The sequence below is a fragment of the Pseudomonas sp. JDS28PS106 genome, from assembly GCF_036706555.1.
GTDB lineage: Bacteria > Pseudomonadota > Gammaproteobacteria > Pseudomonadales > Pseudomonadaceae > Aquipseudomonas.
Genome location: NZ_JBAJGT010000001.1, coordinates 705096 through 726285 on the forward strand (window position 1 = coordinate 705096; position 21190 = coordinate 726285).

The following is a 21190-nucleotide window of genomic DNA, read 5'->3' on the forward strand; positions in this document are numbered from 1 at the left end:
GGTTTACCTCAGTGCGACTACCCTGCAGTCGATCTTGAACGTCGCGCCCAGCGCCAGTAGTGGCGCAAGGAAGGTCACGACGAGGGTGTTGGCAGCCGTGGCGACGGCGTTGTGAATGACGTACCCGGCAGGTAGCACTGCGGTCGGGAACAGTAGTATGTCGTCATCCTTCAGCACGCCCGGCACGGTCAGCGTGACACTGCGTATACCGGCTGAAAGTGCGAGCGCCGCCGTCTGCGTCACGGTCACGGTGCCCAGCGCCACTTTCGACGATGGACCTGGTGGACCGGTGATCGCTGACAACAGAATCAGATCAGCCCAGGCTCCGCCGGTCTGCCGCCACTGGATGGCTGTTGCCGTCTTCTGCAGCTCTACCGACTTTCCGTTGCTGCCCGCCAGCGAGGAGACGGCGATCAGGTTCGCCCACGATCCGCCAGTCTGGCGCGCCTGAATAAACCCGGCCGCCACTTGGATCTCCACAGACTTGCCATCGGCCGGCGGGTGCTCAGCGATGTACCGGGCGGCAGCTTGTGCTACCTGGGCGTCGGTTGCGTTCTGCCCGTCTTTCGGCGGATTGGCGGCCAGGTAATCGCTGACGGCCTGAGCAATCTGCTCCGGCGTGGCGTTCTGTCCATCAGCAGGCGGGTTGTCGGCGATGTATGCGCCCACCGATGCCGCGATCTGCTCAACAGAGGGGGTAAGCCCAGGCTCACCACGATTCGAAGCCTTGTAGTCGGCGTAGGAGCCCTGATTGCCCTCGTCCAGCCAGAGCTGGTAGGCAGACTTCCCGGGAGCGCCCGGCGACTCGACGATTACCTGTTCCTCGCTGACCGTTGGCGCAAAGTCTTGGGCCGCATCGATGTCGTCGGTGTAGCCGTCCGGCCCCACATACAGGCCCTGCGTCTCGCCTATCGGCACAGTCATTGAGCCTGCGACCTGCAGCAGCACGCGGGAGCCAGACGCTACTGAGCGCAGAACCGGCAGCTGCACGGTCACCAGGCCGGGCGGTGGCTTGATCTCAGGCACTTGGCGTCGCTCCGTAGTAGGCGATGTTCACGATGGCCCCGGCCTGCTGGGCGATCAGGCGCATGTCGAGCATGACCGCGTCGTAGACCAGCGACTCACCGACAGACAGCGGCATGCCGACCGCCTGCGTTGGGTTGACGCCATCGTCCCGATATCGAACCGACGCGCCCTCAACCTTCATCAGAGCAACGATGGTTCCTTCCGGCGCTACCGGTGCGGCCGAAACCGCATCAGTAGTTAACGCCATCTGCTGGTAGCCCAAGGCGAACAGTTGGCGAGTGCCAGCGTAGGAGCCGCCCGGGCCGATGAGCATCACCGGCACGACTTCGCGCGGGCCGGCATCACCGGTCACAGATGGGAGTTGGTCAGCCATGGTCAGAAGCTCGTTGGCTGCGCGACAGCGCGGGTCAGAGCCATGAGACCGGTTTGCAGGTCAGTGGCGCCAATGCTTACCCAGCGCTGATCCAGCGATGGATTGGCACGAAGCTTTTCAACCAGTTCGCCAAGCTCCACGCCCTTGGCTTTGATGTCGTTCATCAGGGCGGCTTCTTGCTCGCTGAGTTGGCGATAGCCGGTGATCTTGGGCTGAGTGAAGGTTTCCATGTCACTTCTCCTGCACGTTTGATTTCCAGTCTTCGTTGAGCTCTTCGAACCGTTCCGGCCCAAGCTCAATTGCACCGCGATACGGCTCGACCTTGCTAATGTCGACCGTGCCGGGCTCATAGGTGAAGGTGATGTGTGGCTGATACTCGGGCCAGTCCCAGCTTGCGCCAGCCTCAATGATCGAAACATGCCGCCACGCCAGCTCGGAGCTGTTGAACACCAGGACGACAGCGCCTTCTCCGAACCGCTCGATCAGGCGTGCGCCACCAGGTGCAATCGACAGCTTCCCGTCCCGGTCGCCCGACCAGGACTCGCCGACCTTCATCCAGTCGACGTGCTTGCGGCTGTAGGCCACGGTCACATGCAGGTCGTCCGCCGGCAGAGTGGTTTCGAAGCCCTGCGACTTGGCCCACGCGATGATGTCGGCGGCGTTGGTGACCGTTCGGGACACGTACAGCGTGCGCGGTGCGGCGTCTTCCAGCGCTTTCCGCCGGGTACCGTCAGTCTCGCCACTGTCAGGCAGATCGTCGCCCTCTTCATCCGGCAGCTGGCTGCCGAACTCTTCAATGGCAGCTTCAAGCCCTGGCACAACGCTGTTCTCGACCAGTAGCGTTACTGCGGCTTTGCTCAGCGCATCCTCCGGGAACAGACCTGAGTCCTTGAGGACCTTGATCGTGTCGGCCGTGGTCTTGCCGATGTCGGAGCGTTCTTTCGCCGTGGACTGCCAGAGCGGCGCCCAGATGTAGTGGATCGAGGCAGGCCGGCTGCCCAGCGCCGATCGGATCAGGCATTCGTCCATCAGAGCCATGGCCGGGGTCGACTCCAGCTCTTGGATCGCCTGGACCCGGTCGTAATAGTTGCGCAGGTCCGAATCACCCGTGGCGTTCATGCCCCCCGGCGACTGACTGAGCAGGCGCGTGGCCGGGATATCAGCAGCGCCGGAGACCACCTGCAGAAATCGATCGAGGATGTCAGGCAGCGTGCCAAAGCTCGCCGACTTGCTCTCGTATTCTTCGTCCTTGTCGAGGATCAGCGTTCCGTTGATCCCCTTCGCCATGGCAGCGAGCCGCAACCGCTCGAGAATCAGCTTCTCATAGGCCTTGTCCTGCATGTTCTGCATGAAGTCTGGGATACGGATGACGTCGACCTTCGCCTCGAAGATCAGACTGGCGATGTTGCCCATAGTGGAGTCGGCATGCTTGACCGCGTCCATCACGGCCAGCAAGACCGAGTCGCCCCACCCCTGCTCTGTCCCTGTCGCCAGGTCGGCGTCGGGCAGCGGTGCGCCAACGAACTCGATCAGGCGTGACGGGTGAATCTGGATAGACCCGCCGGCCAGCGTGTATGCCTTCGGCCTTCCATATCGCGGCGACTGCGGGTCCTGCTCGATCTCGGTCGGTTGCAGGTTGCGCCGCGTCATCACGGTCAGGTACTTGATCCCGCCCTTGCCGACACGATCCGGGTTGAGCGGCTGCGATGGGTCTCGCTCGCCAGTACCGATGAACACTGCTGCTCCGCCGAACAAGCGGGCCTTGATCATCGCTTCCTGAACCTTGGCCTTGATGCCGAGATGCTTCTCTTCCGCTTCGATGCTCTCGATCTGCTTCTTGTCGGCCTGCCAGTTGCGCCACTTGCGGCATGCGTCCAGCGCGGGGATGTCTACGATCTTGCGAGGCAGCCAGGCGCCGCGGTAGGCGTTGACGAGTTCCGCATCGGTCATCAGCGCGGGGGCATAGACCGACCCGGACGACTTGTCGCGCTCGGTGCCGAGATTCGCCACCAGGTTGACGAGCTTGTCGCTCAGGAATCGGATAGCGCCCATTAGGAAACACCTTCGTAGGAGAATCGGCCTTTCGCCGGCCATTCAACGTCGACGCAGTAGCCGATCGCGGTTGTGATGTGTTGGTACTGGTTCTTCTGGTCCTCTTGGAACGTCGAACCTTCTTGGAGCTGAACGGTGGCCAGGCCCTTGTGACACCAGGGCGCTGTTACCGGGTTGACGAACAGGCTGCTCTCGCCTGAAGCGGTCAGGATCTTGGCCCGCACCGCGTTCTGCCGGTCCTTGATGGCCGGGTGGGCAGGCTTGACCTTGCGCGTGTAGCGCCAGCCAGCGGCCTTCAGCACAGCCTCGATGTCGGTATAGTCCGAGGCGTGGCCATGCTTCTCGCCAGCTTTGCCCGCCGGGTCGCCGTAGATCAGCACATGCTTATTCTTGTGGTCCTTGTACCGCTCGACGAACTCGACGGCAGCCTGGCGCGAGATGGCGCTGGTCAGGACGATCTCGTCCAGCAAGTACAGGTCAGCGCCGTTGTTGCGCCTGACACCAATAGCGGACGACAGCGGCGTGAAGTTCTGGTCGTGCATCCACATCAGTTGCTCATGCGGCTCGATGGTAGCGGACGTCTGGTTGTGCTTGCCGTAGTCCTCGTAGATCCGGCCCGAGGCGGTTTCGAAGCTGGCTTCAAATTCCTGCTTGAACTGCTTGGGCGACATGGCGCGCTTCATGGCGTCCATGACGTCAGGCGGCAGGATCTCGGCTGACTTCCAGTGGAAGACCTTGAAGTTAGGGTCTTGCCCGGTCTCCGCCTGCATGCACAGGTCGTAGTAATGGTTCAGGCCGTCCGGCACGCCGAGTAGCCAGCACCACGCGCGGTAATCAGGCATGGTCGGGTTGACGGTGTTGAGCGCCGGCAGGATGTTGGCCTCCCATGCATCCGCCTTGACGTCGGCGAACTCATCGATACCACCGCCCGTCCATGGGATACCCTCGATTCGCTGCGGCTTGTCCAAGCCGATGACGTGAATCTCGCTGCCGTTCTCGAGGTAGATGATCAGGTCCGACTCAGATGGCCGGCGGCTGTGCATGCTCGAAAGCGTGAAGGCCTTGAGGTCGTCCCAGAAGATTTTCTTGGCTTGGGCATGGGTGGGCGCTGCGGCGAAGTATGGCCCGCTGTATGCCGTAGCCTGCTTGACCAAGAACCGCTTGAACCGCTCAGTCTTTCCGCTACGGCGCCCAGCAGGCACCAGAGGGAAGCGGATACCCGACGGCACAGCAGCCATCAGGGCGAGCTGCACGGGATGATCCTTGAGCTTGTACCAGCGAGCCAACTGGCGATCGAGCATCAGGTTGCCTGTATTCATCCCGGCAACCTCGCGATCAGATCAGCCAGCAGCTGAGCATTGGACGACTGCGACCCGGCCTGCAGAGCTTTCAGCTCGGCCTTGCGCTTCTCGATCTCAAGCCGCTTCAGCTCGGCATCCAGCTCGGATGGCCCGCCATGACCGAACATGCCCAGGTGCCGGCCGATGTCGACCAGTGCGCCCTTCTTGTCATGCAGCTTGACCTTCAGCCCTTCCTTGCCTTGGGACACCTCGGCTATGGCGCCAGCGGTGTCGTCGTCGATCTCAGTGGAATCGATCAGTGCCAGGCCGTGGTAAGGCACCATGTCTTCGGCGCACTCTTCCTCGCCGTCAACCATGCGAACCATCGTCTCGCCCCACCGCACGACCTTCCGGATGTCGCTGAAGCCGATCTTCGCCAGTTCCTTGAGCACCATGTCTTGGGTGATCTCGACCCTTCCAGAACGAGCATTCATGCCCTGCCTGATGGCGGCCGAAACACTAACATTGGCTAACAGGCGTGATCCTTGCTCGTTGGCGGTCTTCTTGCTGTAGCCCGCTCGGGCAGCGGCTTGCGTGGCATTCAGGTCGATCAGGTATTCGTCGACAAAGCGCTGCTGTTTTGCTGTCAGCGCCATAGGGAATCCTTTGAGACTTACTGCCTCGCGTAATGAGGGATTGAAATAGTGGCTGGTTGCCGGTATTGGTAAGCCTCCACCACTCACGGAGTAGAGACATGAAGTTCAAAGTGAAGGCCTACTACAACCATCAGCAACAACGCGCGCTTGCAATCCCGGAAGACAAAACGCTCGATGATCTGCCAGAAGAGGCTAAACGCTGGATTGGCCCAAAAGTGACAGAGGATGTCAAAGAGCTCGATACCTCAGAAGAGCTCTTCGGGTTCAATCCTCCTAAGGTATGGGAGGACTTCCAGGCAAAGGGTTACTCGACCTTTGAGGTCAGGGCAACGGTACACATCAAGGAATAGTTGCCACTCCCCAGAACTGGGTCAGCGCCACGAAATAGCGGTATCTGTTTTGTGGCGCGGCTACCGAATCAGCTCAACAGCCTTCTTCGGCAGGATGCGGCCCATGTTGCCCCTCGCGTAGATCACGAAGAACAGGACGCAGAGCATAACCAGCGTCAGAGGTGGCTGGCTCAGCGCGGAGAAGGTCGTGAAGTTGTAGGCGATCCGGTAAGCCTCAGCGGCGTTTGCGCCTGCGAAGGCCCCGGCGACCATACCCACGATCTTCCGGTGACTGTTGGTCGGCGCCTGATAGCCCACGACGAACAGGAAGATCAGCAGGTGGCAGACGCCGCGCGATCCGAGCATGAACTCAGGCATCACGTTGCCCAGCCATGCGAGGAACTGATAGGCGTACACAGCGCAGGCGGACAGAAACGTCTCTACGGATGGCCTTTGCAGGAATTCATTCATCGCGCTTGCCTCGCTTCAGGAACGACGGCAGAAAGCTGCCAGCGATGCCCGAGACCCAATCAAGCCAGTCTGGTTTGGGGCCTCCATCTGCCCAGCGCTTGAGCGATCCGAAAACCCATGAGGCCAGCGCCGAGACGAAGCATGCAGCAATCGCCGCCAGCCCGGTGTTCGACCCTACCCCGATCAGATATATCCCGACGAGGTAGCCAATGATCAGAGATCCGATGGCGTAGAACACTCGCGATCCCCAAGGCAGAGTCGCTGACGCGGCCAGGAACATGCAGCAGCCGCCGATAGAGCCGAGCGCCAGGTTCTGGTCGAAGGTCATCAGCAGGCCAGCGAGCGCAACGCCGGTTCCGTTCGCGGCTCCGGTCACTATGGCGCTGCCGACAACGCTCTCTGCGCTCATAGGGACCTCTTCGGGCTTGTGTTCATAGGTTCTCTACCATGAGAGCGGACGGCTCCACTCAAGCCCAAAGACCCAGGCGCACATGGCGAAACCAAAGATTGCTGTTGCGAATATGACGCAGACGGCCATGGCCGACTGATTCAGGACCGGCTCGTCGGCAGGTTTCAGCGCCTGGATGATAATCACCGCGGCGATGAAGACGTTCGAGCTGATGTCCAGCCCCATCAGGGCGCTGATCACACCGAGCGACGCGGCGAGACCGGTCCAGCATGTGGAGCGATTCATCATCCCTCCAGGTACCAATGAGTCCCTCTCAAGTGGTGCATCGCCGAAGCGAGAGGCATGGAGGGCATTTGGGAAATCGTGGGCACAAAAAACCCGCACATGGCGAGCTTCTGAAATGGGTGCAGATGGCCGGCGCTGATCTCCGGCTGGCACCATTTACAGCCTATACCCCTTTCTTTCTCGGGAGGCCTCCAGGAATAACCCTGACTTTCGCCGCGCATCAGCCTGCGCATTCATCTGCATAAAGCAAAAAGCCCAGCGGTTAGGCCGGGCTTTCGGAGCAAGTTGCCGCAGGCAAAATACTCAATATGGCGAAATGATGCCGCCAGCCGTGCGGGAAGTCAAGCAGCCTCTTTCATCTGGTAAATCGCCGCCGCAACAGGGCTCAGAGCCATGCGATCCAGGTCTTCGCAGCACTCGAACGCGAGGGATACAGAAGGCTCCCAATCCCGAGCCCAGGCATACGACTCGATCCTCACGCCGAACTCCGCCATCAGCCAGGCTCTGAACTTCTCCGGCTTGATCAATGGGTCTTCGTTCGCCGACTGCCCGCCCTGGTGCATGTATCGATACCGGCGCATGACACCCTTCACCACGTACTCCAGCTTCTCGCGCTTGGCCGCAGTCATGCGCTTGGACTTGGAGACGACCATGCCGAACACGACCTCCTCCGCTGCCTCGCGAATGTCGTCGTCCCGGTTGGCGGCGTACATGTACTCGCCGAAAACGCGCACCTGAGGGTGAAGCCGGGCGATTGCCGACTGGATATGCCCAGCCAGCGCGCTGTGCACCGCATGGTTTGCTGTCGGGCCGCGCTCGGTCGTCTGGACCACCACGCCCAGCTGAACCACGTCAGAGGTCTGGCCCGGCGCTGGGTTGTAGGTGCAGTCATGCCAGGCTTGGCGTGCCGAATTGATCTTCATGCTGCTTTCTCCTTCAGCTCGCGGGTCTTCGCCCTGTAATGCGCCGTGATGGCCTTGAGTTCTTCCACGGCCAGAAGCTTTTTGCCGGCACGCGCAAACACGGCCTGAATTGGCTCAACACCCTCACGGATTCTGTTTGCGATGGATCTCACTGATACAGACACGCCAGGCTCTCTCGCCCAATCTGCAAGTGTCATCGTCCAGCCTTCCACCGTGATGGCGACCGCGTTGCTGCGCTCAAGCTTGGTGCTGGTCTTTCTCGCGGGAGGGATTGGCTTTCGGCCGTTATGGGTGACCTTGTCTGCGAAAAGAGCTTCGGCGTCCGTCATCCCGGCCTCTTTCCTCAAAAGAATCGTTTTCCCGCTAACCTTTACGCGCGGATCGCGAGCCCAGGCTGCGGCGGTATCGCGCCTACCTTCGAATTCAATCAATCCATTCCTGCTGCGGAATTCATGCGACTCGGGGCGGAATCCGCGCTTCACGTTGCAGCCTCGACAGAGAATCCTCAGATTGTCCGGATCGTTGTTCTGCCTGTTCTCATCAATATGATCGACGTGACATGTAGCCCAGGTCTGCGGCTTGCCACACAGCTCACACGGGCGACAGTCAGGTCCTACGATGGGCCACATCACATACCGATGCTCGAAGACACACTGAGTCTTGTTCGACAGCGGATGGCCCGGCTTGTAGAGACTTATGTAGCCGCTGGGCGTGACATACCGCAGAGCGCGACCTATCGGTTTCTTCACCACTGTTCCGTTCCGGCGAATCCGGAAGTAATGCATCTGGCAAAGCTGCGCCGCCTTATACGAGGCTTGGCGCTCACAATCATTTACGCTGCACTGCATTGGATTCGAGCCTCCATACGACGGCACTTCTTGGCGAAGACAGCCTTCAAGCGTTTGAGATATGGGATGTCATGACGGGCTACTGCTTGGTTGCACTCCAGCCAATCCACCCTCGCCTGGCCGATCTTCTCGATCAGCTTTGGCCTATACCCCGCGATGTTCCCGCTCAGGAAGTTGTTACAGGCGCTGCACGACTTGTTCATGTTCCAGAGGTTGAAGCGCAGGTGTGGCGCCGCTCCCACGCTGCGGAAGTGCGAGCAGTGCCACTGCCCCGGCCAGGACGCCGGCTTATCGCAGCTGACGCAGCCCAGGTGCGCATCACGCAGACGCACATAGCGATTGATCGCGGCTTGTGCCTCTCTGGCGTAATCCGCCCTGCTCTTCAGCCTCTCCTTGCGAACCTTGATCTCGCGGCGCTCTACCTGTGCCAGAGCTTTGCGGGCCTTGACCTGGTGCACAGGCGCCATTGCCAGTGCGCAGGCTGGACTGCATACCGTCTGGGTGGTGTTGAACGTCGGAGTGAATTCCTCGGCGCACCCGGGGTTACGGCACTTCTTGGGTTTGCGGGCCTTTGCGGCCTGTACTGCTTGGCGCATTAAGACTGCCCCCATTGGAACTGGAGGCAGAGATCTGGTTGTTGGTAGGCCTGAGCCATGAAGATGGTGAAGCGGTGGGCGGTCCTGATGAGGGCCTTCATGCTGCACCTCGCGAGAGACGGCCCAGCCGTTCATTTCTGATCTGATCGTTCAGTTCGTTAACCCGCACAGCGAGACGCTGCTGCTCCGCATAGGCCATTCGCAGGTTGCGGTTCATCTTCTCTACGTCACCCACCCGATTCAGCAATTTCACCAGCAGGAACTGCTCCCGCTCACGGTCTGCCTCATGCCGCCAGAGCTGGCTCTGCCCCCGGACGACGTCATAGCCTTCCCGGTAAAATGCGGCCAGCCCGGCAGCCACTTTCACGTGTCCGCGCTGATTCACCTCCAGCAGTCCCCACCCAGCCGGCAGCTCGTCTGCCCGGATCAGGCCAGCGGGCGCCATGAAGTACCGCCAGTTGCCGAGCCCGCCAGCGACCCGGTGGGCCTTTTTCCGATCCGCCAGGAAATCAGCGCGACTCGTTTTGCACTCGACAACGGTTGAGCCGTCCTCGAAGCCTGCCGCGCGAAAGCCAATTGCATCGGGGATTTCGCCCGACCATCCTGACCGGCATTCGCTGACCGCCACATGGCAGCCGGGCCCTCCCGCGCTGTTGGCACGCTGTAGCCACTTGACGGCCAGTAGGCACAGGTCGTTGTGTGTCATAGGGAACAAACTCATGAATACCGCCCTCCCCATTTGTCCCTGGCCGTCCAGCGCACGCCATGCTCACCGCCGAACGCCTCGATCCAATCCAGCAACTCGGCGCACTGCTTTACGCTGAGCTTGCTGGTGCGTTCGTACACGACGTCAAAGCCGTGGCCGTCGAGCGCTGGGATCATCTGCGGGCGCTCACCACCCTCACGCAGCCAGGCTGCCGTCAGGAGGCGCTTCCAGATCAGCACGTCCCACTTCTTGCCGGCGTGCTCGACCTGACTGGAGATATCGGTCAGGCGCGCATGCAGGAGCTTGTTCTGCTCGCTGCTGCGGTCCAGGTCCTTGATGACGATCTTCTTGGGCTTGTCGAAGTTGGTCCCATGCAGAACACCCAACAGGCGACTGGTGTCGTCACGGCTTCGCATCACGAACTCGGTCATGGCTTCAGACTCCAGTAGATGTTGTTGAAGCCATTGCTGTCCGCCTGGACGTAGCCCATTTTCTCCATGCGCCGCAGGTGTTTCCGTGTTTGCTGGCAGTTCATTCCCAGCCGGCGGCTGACGTAGACCGTCGAAGAGGCCTTGTTGTCGGACAGGATGTGCGCGGCACTTGAGTAGAGAAAACGCTCGTCTGTTGTCACCGCCAATTGGCGATAGTCGGCCTCAAGCCGAGCCTGGAATTTCTCGATGATCGTTTCTTCGCTCATTGCGCAGCTCCCTTGCCCATGTGTGATTGGCGACCCTTGCGCAGCTCGGCGAGCGCCTTGTTTCCGATTTCAGGCGTCATGCGCCCGTCGACCCGGCTGGGCAGCGCGAGCGGGATGTTCCGCAGCGGCTTGCCGTCCAGGATCATGCGGATGGTGATGTCGTAGTTGCGGTCGAACAGCTTGCGGCTGGCGTCGGCGGGCAACCGGCTCAGCGGGTGGAAGCCTGACTGCGACGCAGCGTGGTACACGGCCTGGTGCGACCAATGGCGGCTACCGACCATGCACGGGTGAGCATTCGCCACTGCTTCGGCGTAGGCGGCGTCGTGGGACGGAATGCCGAGCATTTCAGGCGTTGGCTGGCACAAGGCGATGAACTCGCCGGCACTCGGCGCGAAAGGCTTCTGCAGCGCGCGGCACGCCTCGATGCCGTGGCGGATCTGCTCGATCTGCGTGATGCCCTGGGACATGAACGCCTTGATCCAGCTGCGCTTGGCGGCTTTCAGTGCGTCGTCGTCCGGCCAGGCCTGTTTCCACGCCGGGAAGATCGCCTGCAGCTCGCGGAACAGCGCGTTGACGACGGCGGCGGTTCCCTCGTCGATCTGGCGCGGCGCGAGGTCCACGGCCGGCAGGTTGCCCATGCTCGCCATTAGGTCGTTGACTGGCCTCATCACAGCGCCCCCAAGTCGTGAGCCCAGGACGTGTCGTCGAAGTCAGGACCGTTGGCCTGGCGAACAGGAAACGGGCGGACGTTGGACGCGGCGCCGGTCGCCGTGTCGCGCTTGATCCACTTCACCAGCAGGCTGACCCACGCGGCCTGAGTCTCGAAGCGGCCGGATGCCGAGTAGTGGCAGACGAACGACCCGATGGCCTCATGGGTGAACAGGGTTACGGGCAGGCCTTGGCGTTTGGCGTAGGCGGCCAGCAGGCGCGGTTCAGGTTTCCAGTCGAGGTCCATTTCGACGGGTGACTTTGGGTCGACAGGCTCGGGCGAAATTTCAGCGTCCGCGCCTAGTGTGTTGTGTTGATCTTTATCTTCTCTTCTCTTCTCTTCTCTAGGTAACGCATTAGTAACGCTGGCAGCGTTACCTTTGGTCTTGTGAGAAGCGACCCGTTTGGCCGTGAGAGCCCGGTTCTTGGCGGTCTTGCCGTTGTGACGGTCGAAGTGCGGCAGGCTGATCAGCCCAGCCTCTTCCTCCATCCAGCCCACGGTTTTCATGAAATCGCAGAAACCGGTAACGCCGACAGAACGGTCGAGCAACTTTTTGCTTACGCTCGGAGCGTTACCACTTTCGGTTTGCTGGTCGAACCAGCCCCACACGCGCATCAGTTTTCCCACCACGGCATCAGGATCAATGCCGGCCAGGTCCGCCAGCTGGCAAACCTCCGGCTTGTCCATGGTGGTGAGTTCGAATTTGATCCAGTCGCCGGCCATCACGCGACCCCCTTAAGTGCTTTGTCGTGGGTGTGAAGGCCGTTCCAGTTCTTCTTCATGGGCAGTTCACCAGCCAGGTACATCTCGTACAGGCGGATGGCGCCCTTGCGCAGCAGGACGGGCGTGTAGGAGATAAACGGGTCTTTGCCGTGTGGCGTGACTTCGTGCTGGTGCTCGGTCATGTACTTGTCGCGGGCGTAGGACGCCACACGCCAGCGCAGGCCGGTTTTGCTCTCGTTGTAGAGCCAGTTACGGCCTTCCAGGAAGTTGCCGATCTGCATGACGTTGACGCCATTCAGGCCTTTGCAGAACTGAGGTGCGCTCATGCCTTCCTTGAACAGGTTTTCAAGATGCTCGATCTTCGTGGCCTGGGCTTCGACCTGGACAGTCAGCAGCACACGGGCTTTCTCGGATTCGAGGGCCATCTGGAGGATTTCGAGCTTGCTTAGGTCGGCGGGCGTCGCGACTTGCGACTCGAGCTCCTGCCAGCGATCAATCACGCGGGCGCGGTGCTCGTCGCTGTAGCCGGCAACCACCAAGTGGGTATCGCGCTCGGTGAGGTCATAGACATCGACCGGACGGCCACCGGTAGCCTCCCGGCGGGTTTTACGACTTGATCGTAAAAGACCTTTGGCAAAAAGACGCTCCACGGTGGCGATCACGTCGTTGTGACGCGCCTCCACCAGATCGGCGATTTCGCGCGAAGACATCGTGCGCTCCACGTTTGCGGAGCTGCCATTTTGTGGCGCGGGCTTTTTGAGGGCCTGTACATCAGTATTCAAGGTATGCATAATCAGCCTCACGAATTTGCTTACTCCTGCAGTTCTGAAGAAGCCCGGTTGCCGCCGGGCTTTTTTGTGCCTGCAATTTGGTGGTCCAGCTATTCAAGGGATTCATCAGTCCCTCCCCCTCCCTTTTCAGGGACTGCCGAGTCCCTTTCAGGCTCTCGTCTTGCTACGGGCAGGTGCCGAATCTTTCCGGCACCCTTTGGCCTGGTCTTCTCGAAGATGCGTTCGCTTCCAAGCTTTGCGGCGTACTGGCCGGGCGTCATTCCTGCTGCCTTTGCCAACCGTTCAAGCTTTTCGTAGAGCCGCCCCTCGATGCCGTGGCATATCGTGGTTTCAGGCACTGCGGGCCTCCTTCCGGACTTCAAGCCGATTGCTGGGTGGCGCTAAGATCTTGCTCAACGATGCTTTCCAGTTTTTCTTCCACACACATGCGCACGAACACGGCCAGTTGCAGTTTGTGCAGGCGCGCTACAGCTTTCAGCGCTTCGTAGGTCTCCAGGTCATACCGAGACTTGATCTCTTGGTCCCTGAGGTGGCGTGGCTCGTCGTACATTTGTTGCTCCGGTTGTTGGTAAGTGGTTAGGCGGCGGTTTTCTTGAGCGCCTGGGCCGGGTCGTCTTCGCGTTTGGCGATCAGCGCCCCGCTCGACTCCTTTTCCAGTACGCACTGCATTGGGTAGGAGAAACCGCCAGTTGCACGGCACTGAGAAACCCGGCTGCCAGTCACGCCCAGGGCGTCACTGATTGCCCGGCCGGTGCCGAAATGTTTCAGGGCTTCGTCATAGGTCATGGTTAATTCTCCAGGGTCTACGCCGAGTTTAGAGTTCTTAACAGCACAAGGCAAGGTATCTAAACAATGAAGTGTTTAGAATCCTAAATATGGAATTCAAAGATCGCGTTACCGCGCGGATGAGAGAGCTCAACCTCACCGCTACAGACCTGAGCAAAATGGCTGGCGTATCCAAGGCGACGGTGAGCTTCTGGGTGAGCGGCACCAACGGAGCCAAGGGGAAAAACCTTCTCGCGCTGGCGAAGGCGTTGGAGTGCTCTCCCGACTGGCTGTCAGACGGCACCGGCGCCGCAGGCGCTCCGGCTGAAGACGACTCGAAGGATCCCGTGTCTACCGGCGAGCTGGTCGCGCAGATGCTGGCTTCTAGGGCTGGCAGGAAGCTGTCGGATAAGGCCCGCGAGACAATGATCGCGGCAGCTGTTGAAGCGGATATCCCGGACGAACCGGGCCAAACCTACATGCCGTCCGTCTACGCAAGCCTCAAGCCGCGCCGGGAGGAGATTGTCATTCCTCAGTACGACGTGCGCGGCGCCATGGGGCATGGCCAAGTTCCGGCCGATTACAACGAGGCGGTGCGCAACTTGGTGGTGCGCGAAGAGATGCTTCGGGAGAAAGGCGTTTCGTACACCTCAGCCTCTGCCCTGGCAATGATCACTGGCTGGGGTCAGAGCATGGAAGGCACAATCAACGACAAGGATCTACTGATCGTTGACCGCGGGATAAACGAGTTCGTCGGCGACGGTATCTACGTGATTACCTGGCATCAGGAGCTGTACGTGAAACGGATGATGCGCCAGGACGAGGATCACTACCGGCTGATATCGGACAACCAGCACTACGAGAACCAGACGGCGCGGATCGATGATGTGACCATACATGCCAAGGTGCTTTTTATCTGGAATGGCAGGAAGGCTTAGCTTCGGCGCTATCTATCGGTGGGGTCACAGCGTGCCGCCAGCACATGCGAGCAGCTCAATAACTACGGTGGTTGTATATGAAGGACAATGGCACTCCTACTGCCGAGCACATCCGGCATCTGGACATGGAAGCGCTCAAGGTCGAGTTTGATGATTTTGTCAGGTTTTTAAACGCGAAATTTAGCTCGACAGTCTGCCCACAATGCGGGGTCGATGACGGCTGGCATCTGGACCTTGGCAACACGCTTGACGAAAGCAATCCTGACGACCTCACTGTCTATAAAATGCCTTACGCTGGCGTAGACCTCTTCAGGCCGAACTACGCCATGAGCTGTAAGCATTGTGGATCGATAAGACTGATCCTGTGTGAGGTTGTGACCGACTGGATCAAGGATAATCCGGGAGACGAAGAGTGAGCGTACATAAAGGCCCCTGGGACGGTGGCAAGATTACCGCTCATCAAGCAGACTCCAGGCCGAGCGACAAGCATTCCCTGGACGAACCGCGGGAAATGGCCCATGCTAAAAAGATGAATGAGATCACTCGTGAAGAGCTAAACGCCAAATTAGAGACCATCGAAACCAAGATGGATGCTCGCGTTGAATCTGTCAGCTCAAAGATTGACGCGTTTATCAATGTCCAGGCAGAGCGGGACAAGCGACTCGAAGCCACCATAAACCAGATAAGCAACAGTCATGCAGAGATAAAGGCCGGAATCAGCTCGATGAAGTCGACCATGATCGTCACGGTCGTTTCTGCTGTGATCGCCATCGTGATTGGAATCGCTGGATTTAACGCAATGCTTACATCCAATATGGTCGCATCGTTCCAGATGGGGCGAAGCGAACTGGCTTTGCAGAAGCAACAAGAATCGCAATCTGCCCCTCCATCTACGCCCGCCCAGCCGATGCAACAGAAGTGAGTTAAGCCCGGCCGATCCAGCCGGGCTTTTTTGCGCCCTCAGAATGGCGCGGGCTCCTCGTCCACGATCTCCAGTTCATCCAGCACCTGAACCGCCGGATCGTCATCGTCCAGCGCTTCCCACTCCAGCGTCACCGATCCATCATCGTTGATGGTCATGTCCAAGGCGTCGGTTTCCGACAGCACGCTCAATACCTCGTCCCATTCCCGGTCGCCATCCGTGTCCAGGCGGTGAATGGTCACCCAGCGCTGTTGCTGCGCGATTGGGTGGTTGATCATCGCTGAGACGCGTAGCCCCAGCCGCTCTACCCCGCTCAGTTCCTGCCGTACTTCCGCTTTGCCCCGCACCTTCGACACCGCTTTTCCCTCCTTTCAAATGCTGTATATCCATACAGGTTTAGAGCAGCATACAGCAGGCATTTTGAGATCGTAAAGGGTAAAAGCTCGTGCGCACTGTTTAGTTTTCTAAAAATAAGTGTTGACTCGCTTCGTTTAGTTTTCTAAATTGCACCCATCGAAACGCGACAGCGACTCGATAGGGACTGAAACGCCCCGCCGCTCTTTAACAACCTGCTTAGCAAGTAAGTAACACCAACAGACCGCACTGCCTCTACCGGCGACCGGCGATCAGACAGGCGAACGAGGAAAGCCTGCCAACGACAGGGAGCACCCTGTACGGCTGATCGAGGGCGAAATGCCCGAACCGCGAGAACGACCCGGCAAGCAGTGCGCCCCGCCATCCCGGCGGTAATGAGGGACAGATTCGGCGAGAGCCAAAACGAAATTGCCGCTTCACGACACTTCGGCAATACAAATAATTAGTGGCGTCGTCATGAAGGCTGGAGGCCTTCCCGATCCTCTCAATGAGAGCGCATCGGGGTGTGATCTGGAAAGGCGACTCCATACCGGGCGTGCCGTCAGCACGCTGAGGCCTTGAGCCGGTACTGAATGGGCGTCCTTGCGATGACAAGCGCAGATCACACCCCGATGCGGACGAGTACACACCGCGAAAGCGGCCCCCTGCATACCCAAGGAAACCGTGGGCAACGGAACCAGCCAGAGCGTTACGGGAATCCTTTCATGACTATGTTCCCCGGCCAGCTGACACGACCATGTGGGTGCCGCCATCGCGGATAAGCCTGTGTGAATCGACGATCTGGTGCGTGATCTGGCACCCCCCTCCTCCCAAATTATCAAGACCGCATCGGCGGGCACCAGATCTGCGCTACAGCTGCGCAGATGGTTGGTCGCCTGTACTGGTGTCCGACCAATGCGGTCCTCACGCCCTGGAGGCGAACATGAACGCAGCACTACGCATTGCCCAGTTTGAGTATGACAACCGCCTCCCGGTCGACCTGTGCGACGCGGCGGAATTGCAGTGGATCGAAAACGGGGTTTACACCCTGGTCGAGCTGCGCACCGACGTGAGCTTCAAGCGTCGGCTACACCCGAAGCAGGGCGTGACCTTTGAGCAGTTCGCGGTCGCGGTAGACGAATACCTCATGGAGCAGCTGGGCGGTTCCGGGGTCAGCGCGTCGGCTCTGGGGCGCCTGGTTCTGGCTGCCAAGTTCGGCTCTCCCGCCGAAGCCGCCAGCACGGCCGATGAGGCCCTGAACAGCCCCGACCCTTCCGAAGCGCTGCGCCAGATCGCGGTTCGCCTGCTCAAGCCGCTGGCGCGGGATGGGCTGATCGCACAGGCCGAGGACGACGAGCTGTGACCTTCAAGCCCGCCGTCGCCTTTATCGAAATGGAGATCGCCAAAATTGCGCGGTCTCCCTCCCCTGGCCCTGACATGAGCTTTGTCATGGGCATGATCGAAATTGCCCAGTTTGTAGAGCTGATCGACAAGCCCGCAGCAGACCGCTACCGGGATGAGGTCGAGCGCAAGCACGCGGACCGGGTTGAGCAGTTGAGGACAGCAGCATGACTACACCCATCGTGAAATCGCTGATTGATGAGCAGTTGGCCGACATCGAGCGCAGCCTGTCGATCATCGGCGCGGGCCTTCCTCGGGAGATTCCGGTGTCTGCCCTGCCGCCGAAGCTGGTCGAGGCGGTGAAGAGCGGGCGGATTGCTGTGAGGGCGCGGCAATGAGCTACCAACGCGCCAAGCGCCTATACATGCTGCGCGGATCCGCTATCGCAATATCCGTCGCAACCTTCCTGATGATGCTGGGCGCTCTGGCCGGGCACATCACTCAATAGGCTCAACATGCGAAACAAGTACCCCGGCATTTGCTACCGCTGCAATCTGCCTGTAGCCGTGGGCGCAGGCCACTTCCACAAGCACAACGGAAGGTGGGCAACCCATCACGCGGAATGCGCCATTAAGGCTCGACAGGCCAAGCAGCAGTAACCCCTTCCCCATTCACTCGCAGCGCCCCGGCAACGGCATGGCGCAAGGAGCATTCATGTCTGCAGCACAGCAGGTCATCACCATCGACGACATCAGCGCCGACAACGCGCCAGCGATCTACGTCACCGGCGGCTTGGGCCGTTTCCTTGAGGCTGTGACGGCCGAAGTCACCGCCGAGGTCCCGGACCTGACCACCCGAAAGGGTCGTGAGCGTATCGCCAGCCTGGCCGCCAAGGTCAGCAAGTCGAAAACCGCTGTCGAAAAGCCGGGCCGCGACTACCTGAAGCGCCTGAAGGAAATGCCGAAGGTGGTCGAGGCTGAGCTGCGAGAGTTCGTCACCAAGATGGATGAGCTCAGGGACGCCACTCGAAAGCCGCTGACCGACTGGGAAAAAGCCGAAGACGCCCGCGTCGATGCGCACAACGACGGCATCCAGCGCATTAAGGCGGTGGCCGAGTTCTCCGAGACGCCGACCGCTGCACTCGTTTCCCAAGTGATTACCGATCTGGAGCTGGTTGCCCTAGACGACAGCTGGGAAGAGTTTTTGCCCGAAGCCGCGCAGGCCAAAGACCAGGCACTGGCCAAGCTGCGCACCCTGCTCGCCCAGCGCCAGCAGTTCGAAGCCGAGCAGGCAGAGCTGGGCCGGCTGCGCGCCGAAGCCGAAGCACGAGCTCAAGCTGACCGCGAAGCTGCCATTGCTCGCGAAGCCGCCGAGCGCGCCCAGCGTGAAGCCGAACAGAAAGCCCAGGCGGAACGCGAGGCAGCCGCCAAGCGCGAGCAGGATCTGAAAGACCAGGCCGCCGCCCAGCAGCGTGCCGCCGAACAAGCGGCCCGGGATGCCGAGGCCGCTGCCGAACGTCAACGCCTTCAATTGCAGCTGCAGGCTGAGCAAGCCGCTCGCGCCGCCGAACAGGCAGAGGCGTATCGAGTTGCTGCTGAACAGCGCGCCGAGCAAGAACGAGTCGCCGCCCAGAAGCGCGCCGAGCAGGCGGCCGAAGATGCCCGGCTGGCGGAGATTCGCCGTCAGGAGCAGGCAGCCGCTCAGGCGGCACGTGAGGCCGCCGCGCGTGAAGCCGACAAGGCACACAAGGCAAAAATCAATCGTGCTGCGCTTGAGGCGTTTATCGCCGGCGGCGTGCCAGAGGCTTGCGCCAAGCAAGCGGTCACTCTGATCGCTCAGCGCAAGATTCCGAACATCATCATCCAGTATTGAGTCGCCATGAGCCAAGTAGCCAAGGTCGAAGCCCTGAACCAGGTCCCGGCGCTCGCCGCCGAGTCAACAACCATCCTTCAGATCATCCAGCAAGTTGCCATGTCGCCGAGCGCTGACATCGACAAGATGGAGCGGCTGATGGCAATGCACGAACGCTTCCAGGCGCAGCAGGCGAAGCAGCAGTACGACGAAGCGCTGGCCCGGATGCAGGAAGAGCTACCCGTGATTGGCGAGCGCGGCGGCATCAAGGACAAAAACGGTCGCATCCAGAGCACTTACGCTCTGTGGGAAGACATCAACGAAATGATCAAGCCCGTCTTGGCGCGCCACGGCTTCGGCCTGTCATTCCGTACCCCGCGTAACGAGAAAGGGATCGAGGTGGAAGGCGTGCTGAGCCATCGGGCCGGCCACCGGGAAACCACCTCTCTGCTGCTCCCGGCTGACACCAGCGGCAGCAAGAACGGCGTTCAGGCGGTTGCGTCGAGTGTCAGCTACGGCAAGCGCTACACGGCGGGCGCCCTGCTCAACTTCACCACCACCGGCGAGGATGACGACGGGAACGGCGCGGTCGTAACGCCAAGAGTTACCTCGATTCAGGCGGCCCAGCTCGCGATGCTGCTGGAAAAGTGCAGCGAGAAGGCAAAGGGAGCTTTTGCGCAAATGCACGGGACACCCGCCGCAGTCGAAAAGGCCGCTTTCGATCAGGTTCTGGCGATGCTCACCAAGTCCGCCATACAGAACTCCAAACCCTCCGAGGAAGCGAAGAATGAAGATAATCAGTGACGTAGAGCAAGGCACGCAAGCCTGGCTGGATCTGCGCCTTGGCATCGTGACGTGCTCGGAGCTTGACTGCTTGCTGGCGAATGGCAAGGGAGAAGCAGGCTTTGGGGCTGGCGCATTCACCTACATGAACACGCTGATCGGCGAGCGCATCACAGGAGAGGCCGCCGACGTATTCCAGGGCAACCGCCACACAGAGCGGGGCCATGAATACGAGGGTATCGCCCGAGGTCTCTACGAAGCGCGGGAGGAAGTACAGACCGAGCAGGTTGGCATCATCCTGAACCACGGCATTGGGTACTCGCCTGACTCTCTTGTCGGGGCCGACGGGCTAACGGAAATCAAAACGAAGCTTCCCAAGCTGCAGGTCGAGGTAATTCTCGGGGGCGAAGTACCCAAAGAGCACGTTGCCCAGTGCCAAGGAGGCCTTTGGGTGTCAGAGCGGGAGTGGATCGACTTCGTCTGCTACTGGCCCGGCATGCCCCTCTTCATCAAGCGCGCTTATCGGGATGAAGTCCTCATCCGCAAGCTGAGTGAGCGCGTCAAAACCTTCTACGAAGTCCTCGACGACCGCATGAATCGCGTGCTCGGTCTCGCAGCATAAGGAACCGCTATGCCAACTCTTACCGACATCGGCCGCCTTGGTCGTGATGCAGAACTGCGTTTCACACCTGGCGGCGATGCCGTCTGCAACCTGGCGCTGGCTTGCGAATACGGCCGCAAGGGGCAGGACGGAAAGCGCCCTACTCAGTGGATCGACGCCACGCTGTGGGGCAAGCAGGCCGAAGCGCTTGCGCCCTACTTGGTGAAAGGCCAGCAGCTGCACTTCACCATCGAAGACGCCCACGTCGAGACGTTCCCAAAAAGCGATGGCACTCAGGGCATCAAGCTCACCGGTCGGGTAATCGTCATCAAGTTCGCCGGTTCTCCGCCGCAGCAGGACCAGCAGCAGCCCGCGCGGCAGCAGCAGCGGCCACCACAGCAAAGCAGGCCAGCGCCTCAGCAAAACCAGCAGGCCGCGCCGCCGGAGAGCTTCGACGACGACATCCCTTTTGCCCCTCTTCACTGCCTCGCTGGATCCTGAACATGCCAACTGCACACCGCAACCACCAAGCCCGCGCCTGGAACATCCAGCACATGCACGAAAGCATTGACCGCCTGCTGGCTGCCGCGCCGACGTGGAAGCCTGCCGACGCCATTCGTGGCGAGAAGACAATCAAGCAGCTTGAGCGGCAGATCGCCGAAGCGCGGTCTGAGCCCGTCGCTGCGTGAAGCGCATCAACAACCGGGTCCGCCAGCGACGGCGGGCCGTTCAGCTGCATCTACCGGCCCACGGCCTGACGG

Annotated in this window: 34 protein-coding genes and 1 pseudogene; 12 read left to right on the forward strand and 23 right to left on the reverse strand. The window is 60.4% G+C overall.

The annotated features are described in order from the left end of the window. Positions 1–3 precede the first annotated feature (3 nt). From TRP66_RS02930 to TRP66_RS02955, 6 genes are read right to left on the reverse strand one after another with little or no spacing between them, the layout of a single operon-like run. Positions 4–1026, reverse strand: a complete 1023-nt coding sequence (locus tag TRP66_RS02930) for a hypothetical protein (protein WP_333399819.1) — start codon at positions 1024–1026, stop codon at positions 4–6. Beyond that, on the reverse strand, positions 1019–1399 hold the full coding sequence (locus tag TRP66_RS02935) for a hypothetical protein (protein WP_333399820.1): 381 nt from the start codon (positions 1397–1399) through the stop codon (positions 1019–1021). Before TRP66_RS02935 ends, TRP66_RS02930 begins: the two co-directional genes overlap by 8 nt. A 2-nt stretch (positions 1400–1401) precedes the next feature. Then, positions 1402–1629: an Acb2/Tad1 domain-containing protein gene (locus TRP66_RS02940; RefSeq protein ID WP_333399821.1), complete on the reverse strand. Its 228-nt coding sequence runs from the start codon at positions 1627–1629 to the stop codon at positions 1402–1404. 1 nt (position 1630) lies between these two features. After that, on the reverse strand, positions 1631–3451 hold the full coding sequence (locus tag TRP66_RS02945) for an anti-CBASS protein Acb1 family protein (protein WP_333399822.1): 1821 nt from the start codon (positions 3449–3451) through the stop codon (positions 1631–1633). Next, positions 3451–4752, reverse strand: coding sequence for a terminase large subunit domain-containing protein (locus tag TRP66_RS02950; protein WP_333399823.1), 1302 nt, complete (start codon positions 4750–4752; stop codon positions 3451–3453). The genes TRP66_RS02945 and TRP66_RS02950 overlap by 1 nt, the downstream gene beginning before the upstream one ends. 14 nt (positions 4753–4766) lie before the next feature. Then, the gene (locus TRP66_RS02955) at positions 4767–5387 is read right to left on the reverse strand and encodes a terminase small subunit (RefSeq protein WP_333399824.1); all 621 of its coding nucleotides are present in this window, start codon (positions 5385–5387) and stop codon (positions 4767–4769) included. A 98-nt stretch (positions 5388–5485) separates the two neighbouring features. Here TRP66_RS02955 and TRP66_RS02960 point away from each other — a divergent pair, with 98 nt between their 5' ends. Then, positions 5486–5737, forward strand: coding sequence for a hypothetical protein (locus TRP66_RS02960; protein WP_333399825.1), 252 nt, complete (start codon positions 5486–5488; stop codon positions 5735–5737). A 60-nt stretch (positions 5738–5797) separates the two neighbouring features. Here TRP66_RS02960 and TRP66_RS02965 read toward each other — a convergent pair whose 3' ends face one another. The 16 genes and pseudogenes from TRP66_RS02965 to TRP66_RS03035 all read right to left on the reverse strand — a co-directional run bounded on the left by TRP66_RS02965 (position 5798) and on the right by TRP66_RS03035 (position 13660). Next, entirely contained in the window at positions 5798–6187 is a 390-nt protein-coding gene (locus TRP66_RS02965) for a phage holin family protein (RefSeq protein ID WP_333399826.1), read from the reverse strand. Next, a complete protein-coding gene (locus TRP66_RS02970; RefSeq protein WP_333399827.1) occupies positions 6180–6596 on the reverse strand; it encodes a putative holin in 417 nt (138 codons plus the stop codon). The genes TRP66_RS02965 and TRP66_RS02970 overlap by 8 nt, the downstream gene beginning before the upstream one ends. 33 nt (positions 6597–6629) lie before the next feature. Next, positions 6630–6881: a hypothetical protein gene (locus TRP66_RS02975; RefSeq protein WP_333399828.1), complete on the reverse strand. Its 252-nt coding sequence runs from the start codon at positions 6879–6881 to the stop codon at positions 6630–6632. Positions 6882–7222: 341 nt separating this feature from the next. Further along, the gene (locus TRP66_RS02980) at positions 7223–7804 is read right to left on the reverse strand and encodes a hypothetical protein (RefSeq protein WP_333399829.1); all 582 of its coding nucleotides are present in this window, start codon (positions 7802–7804) and stop codon (positions 7223–7225) included. Beyond that, on the reverse strand, positions 7801–8235 hold the full coding sequence (locus TRP66_RS02985; protein ID WP_333399830.1) for a hypothetical protein: 435 nt from the start codon (positions 8233–8235) through the stop codon (positions 7801–7803). Before TRP66_RS02985 ends, TRP66_RS02980 begins: the two co-directional genes overlap by 4 nt. 51 nt (positions 8236–8286) lie before the next feature. Next, a pseudogene (locus tag TRP66_RS23530) lies at positions 8287–8652 on the reverse strand (HNH endonuclease); the annotation flags it as partial. Further along, positions 8637–9248 (reverse strand): recombination protein NinG, encoded by a 612-nt coding sequence (locus TRP66_RS02990; protein WP_333399831.1) that lies wholly within the window; start codon positions 9246–9248, stop codon positions 8637–8639. The pseudogene TRP66_RS23530 and the gene TRP66_RS02990, both read right to left, overlap by 16 nt. A gap of 97 nt (positions 9249–9345) precedes the next feature. Next, a complete protein-coding gene (locus tag TRP66_RS02995) occupies positions 9346–9969 on the reverse strand; it encodes an adenylosuccinate synthase (protein WP_333399832.1) in 624 nt (207 codons plus the stop codon). Next, on the reverse strand, positions 9966–10385 hold the full coding sequence (locus tag TRP66_RS03000; RefSeq protein ID WP_333399833.1) for a recombination protein NinB: 420 nt from the start codon (positions 10383–10385) through the stop codon (positions 9966–9968). Before TRP66_RS03000 ends, TRP66_RS02995 begins: the two co-directional genes overlap by 4 nt. Beyond that, positions 10382–10651 (reverse strand): hypothetical protein, encoded by a 270-nt coding sequence (locus TRP66_RS03005; RefSeq protein ID WP_333399834.1) that lies wholly within the window; start codon positions 10649–10651, stop codon positions 10382–10384. Before TRP66_RS03005 ends, TRP66_RS03000 begins: the two co-directional genes overlap by 4 nt. Further along, positions 10648–11289: a replication protein P gene (locus TRP66_RS03010; protein WP_333399835.1), complete on the reverse strand. Its 642-nt coding sequence runs from the start codon at positions 11287–11289 to the stop codon at positions 10648–10650. Before TRP66_RS03010 ends, TRP66_RS03005 begins: the two co-directional genes overlap by 4 nt. Positions 11290–11318: 29 nt before the next feature. Continuing rightward, positions 11319–12083 carry a DnaT-like ssDNA-binding domain-containing protein gene (locus tag TRP66_RS03015; RefSeq protein WP_333399836.1) on the reverse strand — a complete coding sequence of 255 codons (765 nt, stop codon included), beginning with the start codon at positions 12081–12083 and terminating at the stop codon, positions 11319–11321. Beyond that, positions 12083–12874 carry a Rha family transcriptional regulator gene (locus TRP66_RS03020; protein ID WP_333399837.1) on the reverse strand — a complete coding sequence of 264 codons (792 nt, stop codon included), beginning with the start codon at positions 12872–12874 and terminating at the stop codon, positions 12083–12085. The genes TRP66_RS03015 and TRP66_RS03020 overlap by 1 nt, the downstream gene beginning before the upstream one ends. A gap of 89 nt (positions 12875–12963) precedes the next feature. Continuing rightward, positions 12964–13212, reverse strand: a complete 249-nt coding sequence (locus tag TRP66_RS03025) for a hypothetical protein (protein ID WP_333399838.1) — start codon at positions 13210–13212, stop codon at positions 12964–12966. Between the two features lie 20 nt (positions 13213–13232). Continuing rightward, positions 13233–13424: a hypothetical protein gene (locus tag TRP66_RS03030; protein ID WP_333399839.1), complete on the reverse strand. Its 192-nt coding sequence runs from the start codon at positions 13422–13424 to the stop codon at positions 13233–13235. Between the two features lie 26 nt (positions 13425–13450). Next, positions 13451–13660 carry a hypothetical protein gene (locus TRP66_RS03035; protein WP_333399840.1) on the reverse strand — a complete coding sequence of 70 codons (210 nt, stop codon included), beginning with the start codon at positions 13658–13660 and terminating at the stop codon, positions 13451–13453. An 89-nt stretch (positions 13661–13749) separates the two neighbouring features. Here TRP66_RS03035 and TRP66_RS03040 point away from each other — a divergent pair, with 89 nt between their 5' ends. The 3 genes from TRP66_RS03040 (at position 13750) to TRP66_RS03050 (ending at position 15499) form a co-directional block, all read left to right on the forward strand. Further along, positions 13750–14577 (forward strand): S24 family peptidase, encoded by an 828-nt coding sequence (locus tag TRP66_RS03040; protein ID WP_333399841.1) that lies wholly within the window; start codon positions 13750–13752, stop codon positions 14575–14577. A gap of 77 nt (positions 14578–14654) precedes the next feature. Then, the gene (locus TRP66_RS03045) at positions 14655–14993 is read left to right on the forward strand and encodes a hypothetical protein (protein ID WP_333399842.1); all 339 of its coding nucleotides are present in this window, start codon (positions 14655–14657) and stop codon (positions 14991–14993) included. Beyond that, entirely contained in the window at positions 14990–15499 is a 510-nt protein-coding gene (locus TRP66_RS03050; protein WP_333399843.1) for a hypothetical protein, read from the forward strand. The genes TRP66_RS03045 and TRP66_RS03050 overlap by 4 nt, the downstream gene beginning before the upstream one ends. A gap of 38 nt (positions 15500–15537) precedes the next feature. On the opposite strand, the gene TRP66_RS03055 is transcribed toward TRP66_RS03050, so the two are convergent. Continuing rightward, positions 15538–15855, reverse strand: coding sequence for a DUF1654 domain-containing protein (locus TRP66_RS03055; protein WP_333399844.1), 318 nt, complete (start codon positions 15853–15855; stop codon positions 15538–15540). A 941-nt stretch (positions 15856–16796) separates the two neighbouring features. On the opposite strand from TRP66_RS03055, the gene TRP66_RS03060 reads away from it, so the two are divergent. The 8 genes from TRP66_RS03060 to TRP66_RS03095 all read left to right on the forward strand — a co-directional run bounded on the left by TRP66_RS03060 (position 16797) and on the right by TRP66_RS03095 (position 21118). Beyond that, entirely contained in the window at positions 16797–17216 is a 420-nt protein-coding gene (locus tag TRP66_RS03060; protein WP_333399845.1) for a hypothetical protein, read from the forward strand. Continuing rightward, positions 17213–17425, forward strand: coding sequence for a hypothetical protein (locus TRP66_RS03065; RefSeq protein WP_333399846.1), 213 nt, complete (start codon positions 17213–17215; stop codon positions 17423–17425). The genes TRP66_RS03060 and TRP66_RS03065 overlap by 4 nt, the downstream gene beginning before the upstream one ends. Beyond that, the gene (locus tag TRP66_RS03070; protein ID WP_333399847.1) at positions 17422–17592 is read left to right on the forward strand and encodes a hypothetical protein; all 171 of its coding nucleotides are present in this window, start codon (positions 17422–17424) and stop codon (positions 17590–17592) included. Before TRP66_RS03065 ends, TRP66_RS03070 begins: the two co-directional genes overlap by 4 nt. 316 nt (positions 17593–17908) lie before the next feature. After that, positions 17909–19066 (forward strand): hypothetical protein, encoded by a 1158-nt coding sequence (locus TRP66_RS03075; protein ID WP_333399848.1) that lies wholly within the window; start codon positions 17909–17911, stop codon positions 19064–19066. Between the two features lie 6 nt (positions 19067–19072). Further along, the gene (locus TRP66_RS03080; RefSeq protein WP_333399849.1) at positions 19073–19849 is read left to right on the forward strand and encodes an ERF family protein; all 777 of its coding nucleotides are present in this window, start codon (positions 19073–19075) and stop codon (positions 19847–19849) included. Next, complete coding sequence (locus tag TRP66_RS03085) at positions 19833–20450, forward strand: lambda exonuclease family protein (RefSeq protein WP_333399850.1); 618 nt, start codon at positions 19833–19835, stop codon at positions 20448–20450. Before TRP66_RS03080 ends, TRP66_RS03085 begins: the two co-directional genes overlap by 17 nt. Before the next feature lie 9 nt (positions 20451–20459). Continuing rightward, positions 20460–20930 (forward strand): single-stranded DNA-binding protein, encoded by a 471-nt coding sequence (locus TRP66_RS03090; RefSeq protein ID WP_333399851.1) that lies wholly within the window; start codon positions 20460–20462, stop codon positions 20928–20930. Between the two features lie 2 nt (positions 20931–20932). Continuing rightward, on the forward strand, positions 20933–21118 hold the full coding sequence (locus TRP66_RS03095; protein WP_333399852.1) for a hypothetical protein: 186 nt from the start codon (positions 20933–20935) through the stop codon (positions 21116–21118). Positions 21119–21190 lie beyond the last annotated feature (72 nt).

Coding starts and splice junctions, on each gene's coding strand:
- TRP66_RS02940 (WP_333399821.1), bottom strand. CDS start 1,629: ATGGAAACCTTCACTCAGCCCAAGATCACCGGCTATCGCCAACTCAGC.
- TRP66_RS02980 (WP_333399829.1), bottom strand. CDS start 7,804: ATGAAGATCAATTCGGCACGCCAAGCCTGGCATGACTGCACCTACAAC.
- TRP66_RS03080 (WP_333399849.1), top strand. CDS start 19,073: ATGAGCCAAGTAGCCAAGGTCGAAGCCCTGAACCAGGTCCCGGCGCTC.
- TRP66_RS02965 (WP_333399826.1), bottom strand. CDS start 6,187: ATGAATGAATTCCTGCAAAGGCCATCCGTAGAGACGTTTCTGTCCGCC.
- TRP66_RS03035 (WP_333399840.1), bottom strand. CDS start 13,660: ATGACCTATGACGAAGCCCTGAAACATTTCGGCACCGGCCGGGCAATC.
- TRP66_RS03085 (WP_333399850.1), top strand. CDS start 19,833: ATGAAGATAATCAGTGACGTAGAGCAAGGCACGCAAGCCTGGCTGGAT.
- TRP66_RS03045 (WP_333399842.1), top strand. CDS start 14,655: ATGAAGGACAATGGCACTCCTACTGCCGAGCACATCCGGCATCTGGAC.
- TRP66_RS02975 (WP_333399828.1), bottom strand. CDS start 6,881: ATGAATCGCTCCACATGCTGGACCGGTCTCGCCGCGTCGCTCGGTGTG.
- TRP66_RS02960 (WP_333399825.1), top strand. CDS start 5,486: ATGAAGTTCAAAGTGAAGGCCTACTACAACCATCAGCAACAACGCGCG.
- TRP66_RS03030 (WP_333399839.1), bottom strand. CDS start 13,424: ATGTACGACGAGCCACGCCACCTCAGGGACCAAGAGATCAAGTCTCGG.
- TRP66_RS03040 (WP_333399841.1), top strand. CDS start 13,750: ATGGAATTCAAAGATCGCGTTACCGCGCGGATGAGAGAGCTCAACCTC.
- TRP66_RS03010 (WP_333399835.1), bottom strand. CDS start 11,289: ATGGGCAACCTGCCGGCCGTGGACCTCGCGCCGCGCCAGATCGACGAG.
- TRP66_RS03095 (WP_333399852.1), top strand. CDS start 20,933: ATGCCAACTGCACACCGCAACCACCAAGCCCGCGCCTGGAACATCCAG.
- TRP66_RS03090 (WP_333399851.1), top strand. CDS start 20,460: ATGCCAACTCTTACCGACATCGGCCGCCTTGGTCGTGATGCAGAACTG.
- TRP66_RS02955 (WP_333399824.1), bottom strand. CDS start 5,387: ATGGCGCTGACAGCAAAACAGCAGCGCTTTGTCGACGAATACCTGATC.
- TRP66_RS02995 (WP_333399832.1), bottom strand. CDS start 9,969: ATGAGTTTGTTCCCTATGACACACAACGACCTGTGCCTACTGGCCGTC.
- TRP66_RS02935 (WP_333399820.1), bottom strand. CDS start 1,399: ATGGCTGACCAACTCCCATCTGTGACCGGTGATGCCGGCCCGCGCGAA.
- TRP66_RS03015 (WP_333399836.1), bottom strand. CDS start 12,083: ATGGCCGGCGACTGGATCAAATTCGAACTCACCACCATGGACAAGCCG.
- TRP66_RS03020 (WP_333399837.1), bottom strand. CDS start 12,874: ATGCATACCTTGAATACTGATGTACAGGCCCTCAAAAAGCCCGCGCCA.
- TRP66_RS03060 (WP_333399845.1), top strand. CDS start 16,797: ATGAACGCAGCACTACGCATTGCCCAGTTTGAGTATGACAACCGCCTC.
- TRP66_RS02950 (WP_333399823.1), bottom strand. CDS start 4,752: ATGCTCGATCGCCAGTTGGCTCGCTGGTACAAGCTCAAGGATCATCCC.
- TRP66_RS02970 (WP_333399827.1), bottom strand. CDS start 6,596: ATGAGCGCAGAGAGCGTTGTCGGCAGCGCCATAGTGACCGGAGCCGCG.
- TRP66_RS03000 (WP_333399833.1), bottom strand. CDS start 10,385: ATGACCGAGTTCGTGATGCGAAGCCGTGACGACACCAGTCGCCTGTTG.
- TRP66_RS03075 (WP_333399848.1), top strand. CDS start 17,909: ATGTCTGCAGCACAGCAGGTCATCACCATCGACGACATCAGCGCCGAC.
- TRP66_RS03070 (WP_333399847.1), top strand. CDS start 17,422: ATGACTACACCCATCGTGAAATCGCTGATTGATGAGCAGTTGGCCGAC.
- TRP66_RS03005 (WP_333399834.1), bottom strand. CDS start 10,651: ATGAGCGAAGAAACGATCATCGAGAAATTCCAGGCTCGGCTTGAGGCC.
- TRP66_RS02990 (WP_333399831.1), bottom strand. CDS start 9,248: ATGCGCCAAGCAGTACAGGCCGCAAAGGCCCGCAAACCCAAGAAGTGC.
- TRP66_RS02945 (WP_333399822.1), bottom strand. CDS start 3,451: ATGGGCGCTATCCGATTCCTGAGCGACAAGCTCGTCAACCTGGTGGCG.